This is a genomic window from Nostoc sp. CALU 1950 (genome assembly GCF_051172895.1).
In the GTDB taxonomy this organism is placed as follows: Bacteria; Cyanobacteriota; Cyanobacteriia; order Cyanobacteriales; family Nostocaceae; genus Nostoc; species Nostoc edaphicum_A.
In genome coordinates, this window is sequence record NZ_JBDNJQ010000257.1 from 1 (window position 1) to 7411 (window position 7411).

The window sequence follows — 7411 nt, forward strand, 5'->3', positions numbered from 1 at the left end:
CAATATAGCGAACCTACCTCTTTGTGTCAACTACTTTTTCCAAAATATTTTGGGACTCCTTTTCAGTCTCCTGAAACTGACTACAGTGCTGGGTTGTAGGCAACAATGGTTTATGCACTGTGTTGACTAAGGATGGGTGAAGCGTGAATTTTCAGTCGGTAATAGCTTTATTGCATCAGTTTTGGGGCGATCGCGGTTGTCTTATTGCCCAGCCCTACGATATTGAAAAGGGGGCTGGTACTAAGAATCCCCATACATTTTTAAGAGCATTGGGGCCAGAACCGTGGGCCGTTGCCTACGTTGAACCATGTCGTCGCCCTACAGATGGGCGCTATGGCGAAAACCCGAATCGTTTCCAACACTATTATCAGTACCAAGTTCTGATTAAGCCATCACCAGATAATATTCAAGAGATATATCTGGATTCCTTGAGGGCTTTAGGCATCCGTCCTGAAGACCACGATATTAGGTTTGTCGAGGATAATTGGGAAGATGCAACGGTAGGAGCTTGGGGCACTGGGTGGGAAGTATGGTTAGATGGGATGGAAGTTACTCAATTTACCTACTTCCAACAGTGTGGAGGAATTGATTGCCGTCCGGTGTCGATTGAGATTACATACGGCTTAGAGCGGCTGACAATGTATCTCCAGCAAGTAGAAGCATTTACAAAGATTCAGTGGACAGACAACATTACTTATGGAGATGTTTTCCTGCAAAGTGAGATTGAGCAGTCTACTTATAACTTTGAAGCGTCGAATCCTGAGTTGCTACTGACGCTGTTTAGTTTGTATGAGCAGGAAGCTACCCAATTGACGGAGCGAGGATTGGTCTTGCCTAGCTTAGATTATGTAATGAAGTGTTCACACACGTTCAATCTGCTGGATGCTAGAGGTGTGATTTCGGTGACAGAGAGAACTCGCTATATTGCAAGGATTCGGCATTTGGCTAGGAAGGTGGCTCATCTATATGTTGAGCAAAGGGAAAAATTAGGTTTTCCGTTGCTCAAAGATACTATGAGTTCAACAGGAGGCCCAAGATCCTAAAGGGTGCGGCTACACGGACTAAGTACAGCTTTGTGTGAAAGCATAGCGTTTTTAACTCAGGGAACGCAAAGGTACGCAGAGTCTTGCCAAATTTAATTTGCTACGACTTTGTGTTCTGTTTATCCGTGCTGTGCTGAGGTTTAAGCTAGATATATCTTTAATAATTTGGCTTTTGCTAAAAGACAGAAATACGGTTAAATATTGAGTCTAGAACATTAAAACTATAAGGATAAGGCCCGCCTGTGCGGGCTTTGTTTGTATAAACTTGATGGACTATACTTCACCAGAAGCATAAAAAATTTTCGCTGTTGCTGATTAAAGAGATGAAAAGCTCACCCAGAGACGCTTGAAGCGCAGATAATAAGAGTTTGGAATATTTTATTTTTGAATTTTATAACCAAATTCAGAAATGCCGATTTTTCTCTATTGCTACCCTAACTATTTTTAAATCAGCTGCAAATTCAGGTTGTCAGGCGCTTTTACAAAAATCTTATGATTCAAACTAGTGGTGTAATTATTTGTCTTGGCTACATTTTTGGGTTGCTGTTTACAGCAGTTCCTTGGGGTGGTGCGTGGATTTTGGTTCTGGGGATAGTAGGAGCAGTTATCTTTAGAAGACGCACTACCCTACGGCAATTTGCTCAGAAACCAGAAAATGTTGGAAGTAAAAATAAGGCAGTGCCTAAGACTTGGCAAACTACTCCCCATCCTCGAATATGGCTAGCTGCTGGTTTGCTGGGATTATTGGCAACTCTATATTTTCAATGGCGAGTGCCGCAACCAGGTGCAAAAGATATTAGTCAGTTCGTTCCGCCTGGAAATAGCAGTAATCAAGAACAACTTGTGATTATTCGCGGTGAAGTGGCAAGTAATCCTCGCTTAACTCGCAGTCAGCGAGGACAATTTTGGCTGGAAGCGACTCAGCTAGATGAGGTTAAAAATGATAAAGGTTCAGCAAGTGTCCCACAAGGGGTGACAGGGAAATTGTATGTGACAGTGCCTATACTTCAAGCTACTGGGTTATACCCTAGTCAACAAATCGCTGTGACTGGCATTTTGTATAAACCAAAGGCGGCTTCCAATCCTGGTGGTTTTGACTTTCAGAAGTTTCTTAAGCAGGAAGGAACGTTTGCTGGTTTGATTGGGCGACAAATAAATGTTTTAGAGCAGGAACGGAAATGGGGATGGTGGCAAATTCGGGAGCGAATTGTGCGATCGCAAGTTCGTTGGTTGGGTGTCCCTGAAGGGCCTCTTGTCAGTGCAATGGTTTTAGGTAGCAAAGCTGTTGATTTACCCTACGATATCCGCGACTTGTTTGTACAAGCTGGATTAGCTCATGCTTTGGCAGCTTCTGGGTTCCAAACTTCTTTGATTTTGAGTGTGATCTTACAGTTAACAAGGCGGGCAAAAAAAGGAACCCAATTTACCCTTGGCTTTTTGGCTTTAATAATTTTTCTGAGCTTAACAGGTTTTCAACCTGCGGTTCTTAGAGCAGTAATTATGGGTTTTGCGGTATTAGTAGGGCTGCTATTAAAAAGGAAGGTAAAACAGTTAGGTTCGCTACTATTGGCGGCAACTCTGTTATTAGTATTTAATCCTCTATGGATTTGGGATTTAGGCTTTCAATTGAGTTTTTTAGCAACGCTGGGATTAGTTGTAACAGTACCCGCATTAGTCAACCGCCTAGCGTGGCTACCACCTGCGATCGCTTCTTTGATTGCCGTTCCCCTAGCTGCAACTATTTGGACTTTACCTGTGCAACTTTTTGTCTTTGGGGTTGTACCATCCTACAGTTTATTACTAAATGTTCTTAGTACTCCCCTAGTTTCAATCATTAGTATAGGTGGCATCATTAGCGCTATAACAGCGTTAATCTGGACTCAGGCAGGAAGCTTTTTAGCTACTGTGCTGCATTACCCGACTGATTGGCTAATTAAACTAGTGGAATTTTTTAGCAAGCTGCCAGGAAATTCTGTGGCTGTAGGTAGTATATCTACTTGGCAGCTTCTGACAATTTATTTACTGATTCTAATGGTTTGGCTAGTGCCTTGGTGGCAGCGGCGGTGGTGGTTTGCTAATGTGATTGCGATTGGTTTAGTATTTATACCCCTTTGGCATTCTACAAATACATTGTTTAGGATAACGGTATTAGAATCTGGTACGGAACCAATTGTAGTAGTTCAAGATCGAGGTACTGTAACTGTAATTAATAGTGGTGATGAAGGTACAGGACGTTTCACAATTCTACCGTTTTTACAACAGCAGGGTGTCAATCAAATTAATTGGGCGATCGCAACTGATTTCCAAGGCAATGAAAGTAATGCTTGGTTTGAATTAATGCGACGTTTGCCAATCAGAAACTTTTATGAGTATTCCCCCAAATCAGAAAATTCTATTACAATTCAGGCAATTCAACAAGAACTACAAAAGAATCAAGGAGTTTATCAACCTTTAGCTGTTGGTCAAGCTGTGAAAGCTGGTTCGATAGTAGCACAATTAATCAACGACCAATTACCCATCTTACAATTGCAAATTTTAGATCAGAATTGGTTATTAGTAGGTAATGTTAAGTCTAAAGAGGTTCAACAACTAGTTAAAAATGGAAGTCTGCCTCGCCCACAAGTGCTTTGGTGTGCCCCTGAATCCTTGAAAGATTTAGTTATTGCTCTGCAACCACAAGTAGCGATCGCTTCTTCTGCAAATTTTGATCCAAAAGCTTTATCTGAACTTAATCAAAGTAAAACAAAACTGTTCTTTACAGGACGAGATGGAGCTATTCAATGGACACCTAATGGTCAATTTGAAGCGTTTATTGAAGCAACAGAAAATAAATCATCTGTTTTATAAAAAGCTCACAAATTCAGTAAATTACAACTGAAAACAACTTCTATGACAATTTATTTTTATAGCACTCGTGAAGAATATGGCTGCTTCTCTAACTTTTCGCCCCACGGCTTTCAATTAGATGAATTGTATTGGTCAACTAGCGAACACTACTTTCAAGCACAAAAGTTTGTGGGTACACTTCATGTAGAACAAATCCGTCTAGTTAAAACACCTAAAGATGCGGCAAAAATGGGACGTGAGAGAACCCGTCCCCTACGTCAAGATTGGGAACAAGTTAAAGACGACATCATGCGGCAAGCTGTGCTGTATAAATTTCAAACCCATACAGATATAAAAGATATCTTACTTTCCACAGGCAATGCAGAAATTGTTGAAAACTCACCGATCGATTTTTACTGGGGTTGCGGAGCCGATGGTAGTGGTAAAAATATGCTAGGAAAAATTTTAATGGAGGTACGAGAGATCCTATACAATGCAGATGTTGATAATAGAACTGTTAAATAATAATATTATTGCTATGAATATTTGCACCAGTATCGATTTCTAGAATCTAAATTGAAGAAGAGAGATAATTAAAGGTATAAAACTAAGATTACTAGGCTTAAATATTTAGTAGTCTATTGCTATAAAAAATATTTTTATTAGCGATCGCTTCATTGATAAACTCTTATCCATACTAAACTTAGGCTGTGGTAAAGCAGTATGATGAAAGATACATCCTGGTTTTGGGAACACTAGATTTATCACCAGACTTAATAGGAAGGGGTTGATGCCTAAAGGTGCATGGAATGATAGATCGAAAAATACAGTTCCCCTGCAATTACCCATAACATACCTAAAACCAGTGAAGCGTAATACGATTACCCATGAATTTGACTCTGGTTCACAAGCAGAAATACTACCTCCACAGGAAAGTGATGACCATTCATCAGAAGCGTCCAACCTACTACGGCAAGGAATTCAACAGCAGCAAGCTGGTGAATTAATAGTGGCGATGAAGTCTTTACAACAATCTTTAGGGCTGTTTCAAGAAGTTGGGGATTTGCAAAAACAGGCACAGGTACTTTCTTTTTTAGCACTGGTAACTTACAGCGCTGGAGACTACAAAGGTGCTATCTCCTACTCCCAACAGTGTCTGTCTTTGCTCAATAACACCTCAGATTTAGCAGTGCAAATGCAAGCACTTTCCCATTTAGGCAATGCATACCGCCACCTGAATGAACATAAAAAGGCAATTGAATTTCTGGAAAAGTGTTTAAAAATAACGAAGCAACTGCAAGATAAACGGAGTCAAGTGGCAGCACTGAATAATTTGGGATTGGTGTATAAAGCTTTGGGCAACTTTACACAGGCCATTGAGTATCAGCAGCAAAGCCTAGAGATTGTGCGGGAACTCAAAGATAACTGGGGTGAGGAACAGGTACTCAAGAATTTAGGTAATGCTTGGTATGCTTTGGATAATTACCCAAAAGCGATCGCTTATTATGAGCAGTGTGTAGTACTAGCACGCTCCTTAAAAAATGTTCGCAGTGCTTCTCAGGTGCTAAAGAATCTGGGAAATGCTTGTTATGCCTTAGGTGATTATGGTAAAGCCATTAAGTATTATGAAGATCGGTTGCAATTAGCCAAAGAAATTCAAGACAAACGCAGCGAGGAACAATCTTTAGGTAGTTTAGGAGTTGCTTGCGAAGCTTTAGGTGACTATAACAAAGCAATTACATATTATGAAGAACGCTTACTGTTAGCTAGGAATCTCAAAGACCGCCGCAGTGAAGAACAAGCTCTTGCCAGTCTGAGAGTCGCTTGCTATGCCTTGGGTGATTATGCCAAAGCTATGCAATACCAGCAGGGAACATCTCAAAATAGTTAAAAAACAGAGATAGAGAAACAATTCAAAATTACTCGCACTGGTCAATTCCTCCCATTGTCTTTTGTTGCTGGAGATATACAAGAACTTCTAAGGTATCTACTTGGGGAAATTCGGCGTAAAAGTTACTCACACTCCGGAAGGGTTCTGGTGTTTCCAAAACTATTGTGCGATCGCCCCACTGTTCTAACCAGGGTAGCAATTTTTGTGGCGCTACTGGAGTACATAGCCAAACTGCTGCTGGAAAAAGCGTTTTGAGAGCAGTTGCTGCTACCGCTATTGTCATACCTGTCGCAATGCCATCATCAACTAAGATAAGTGTTGCATCCTGTGGATTGAACTGGGGACAAGCAGGAATTAATTGAGCCTCAAGATACTTCGCTTGGTTGATGGCTTTATTTAAAGCCATTTCCCGCCACCGCGCATCATGTTTAGGGCGAAACAGCTTTTGATCAGTCCAGAGGACATTTCCGGAAGTAGTCACTGCACCAATTGCTAACTCTGGGTTTTCTGGATGGCTAATCTTTTTCGCTACAACGATTGTCAACGGACAATCCAAAAGACGTGCGATTGTTGCTGCTACTGGTATACCCCCTCTGGGCAAAGCATAAACAATTGGTACAGGCTTTACCCCAGAATCAATAGTTTGCTGAGTCAAAACATCATGGATTACTCGCGCTAATATCTCACCCGCATGGGTGCGATCGGCAAAAAGTGGGGTATATGACATGGTTTTCCCCAGCATCTTAGGACGGCATTGCTTTTATCATGACCGAATTTTGTCTCAAATTAACTGATACAATAAGATTTGTATAAATAATTAAGTATTCAGCAAAAGTCTATTTATTCTGATAAATCTCTAACCAGAGCGGTATTTAACTCAGATAAAACAGCTGGCGCTGATGCCAAAATCCTGATTTTCATGAGCAGCGAAACCCAACTCAGCCTCTTCGACGACTCAAGCTTTAACCAACGAGAACTGATTCCTACAGATGCAAAAATTGCGATCGCTCCAGGAACTTATTCCAGCATCACGGAGTTGACACAGGATTGCGAGCGCTGCCACCGTTGTCCATTAGGAGAGACTCGGACTCATGCGGTTGTCGGACGCGGTAATCTCAAAGCCCCAATTATGGTTATAGGAGAAGCGCCTGGTCAAAATGAAGATGAAACGGGTTTACCATTTGTGGGCAGATCAGGGCAGTTGTTGGAGAAAATTTTGGCATCCGTGAATCTGACTACTGATCATGATGTATACATTGCCAATATCAACAAATGTCGCCCACCAGATAATAGAGTTCCGACTCCTATAGAAGTGGCGGCTTGTCTACCATATTTATTAGAACAAATTCGCTTAGTTGACCCCAAAATAATTTTGTTAACAGGTGCAACTGCTGTCAAAGGTATCACTGGTGATAAGCGAGGGATTACGAAAATTCGCGGTCAGTGGCAAGAGTGGGAAGGGCGGTTATGTATGCCAATTTTTCATCCTTCCTACTTGTTGCGTAACCCTTCCAAAGAAAGAGGTGCGCCGAAATGGTTGATGTGGCAAGATATCCAGGCAGTGCGTGCCAAGTTAGACGAAATCCAAAATAATAGTTAGGGCTTGCTGAAAAAAAAGAGAAGGTTACAGTCTCTAGATTCTCAGACCAAA

Annotated in this window: 6 protein-coding genes; 5 read left to right on the top strand and 1 reads right to left on the bottom strand. The window is 41.3% G+C overall.

All coding sequences use genetic code 11. From position 1 onward, the window contains the following. Positions 1-143 precede the first annotated feature (143 nt). The 4 genes from glyQ (at position 144) to ABF638_RS35990 (ending at position 5760) form a co-directional block, all read left to right on the top strand. Positions 144-1043, top strand: coding sequence for a glycine--tRNA ligase subunit alpha (glyQ, locus tag ABF638_RS35975; RefSeq protein ID WP_435027550.1), 900 nt, complete (start codon positions 144-146; stop codon positions 1041-1043). Positions 1044-1535: 492 nt separating this feature from the next. Further along, on the top strand, positions 1536-3890 hold the full coding sequence (locus tag ABF638_RS35980; RefSeq protein ID WP_435027551.1) for a ComEC/Rec2 family competence protein: 2355 nt from the start codon (positions 1536-1538) through the stop codon (positions 3888-3890). Between the two features lie 42 nt (positions 3891-3932). Continuing rightward, positions 3933-4394 (top strand): NADAR family protein, encoded by a 462-nt coding sequence (locus ABF638_RS35985; RefSeq protein WP_435027552.1) that lies wholly within the window; start codon positions 3933-3935, stop codon positions 4392-4394. A gap of 265 nt (positions 4395-4659) precedes the next feature. Next, positions 4660-5760 carry a tetratricopeptide repeat protein gene (locus ABF638_RS35990; RefSeq protein WP_435027553.1) on the top strand — a complete coding sequence of 367 codons (1101 nt, stop codon included), beginning with the start codon at positions 4660-4662 and terminating at the stop codon, positions 5758-5760. 28 nt (positions 5761-5788) lie between these two features. On the opposite strand, the gene ABF638_RS35995 is transcribed toward ABF638_RS35990, so the two are convergent. Further along, positions 5789-6487, bottom strand: coding sequence for a phosphoribosyltransferase (locus tag ABF638_RS35995; RefSeq protein WP_435027554.1), 699 nt, complete (start codon positions 6485-6487; stop codon positions 5789-5791). 192 nt (positions 6488-6679) lie between these two features. Between ABF638_RS35995 and ABF638_RS36000 the strand changes: the two genes are divergently transcribed. Beyond that, entirely contained in the window at positions 6680-7360 is a 681-nt protein-coding gene (locus tag ABF638_RS36000; protein WP_435027555.1) for a uracil-DNA glycosylase, read from the top strand. The last annotated feature ends 51 nt before the right edge of the window (positions 7361-7411 follow it).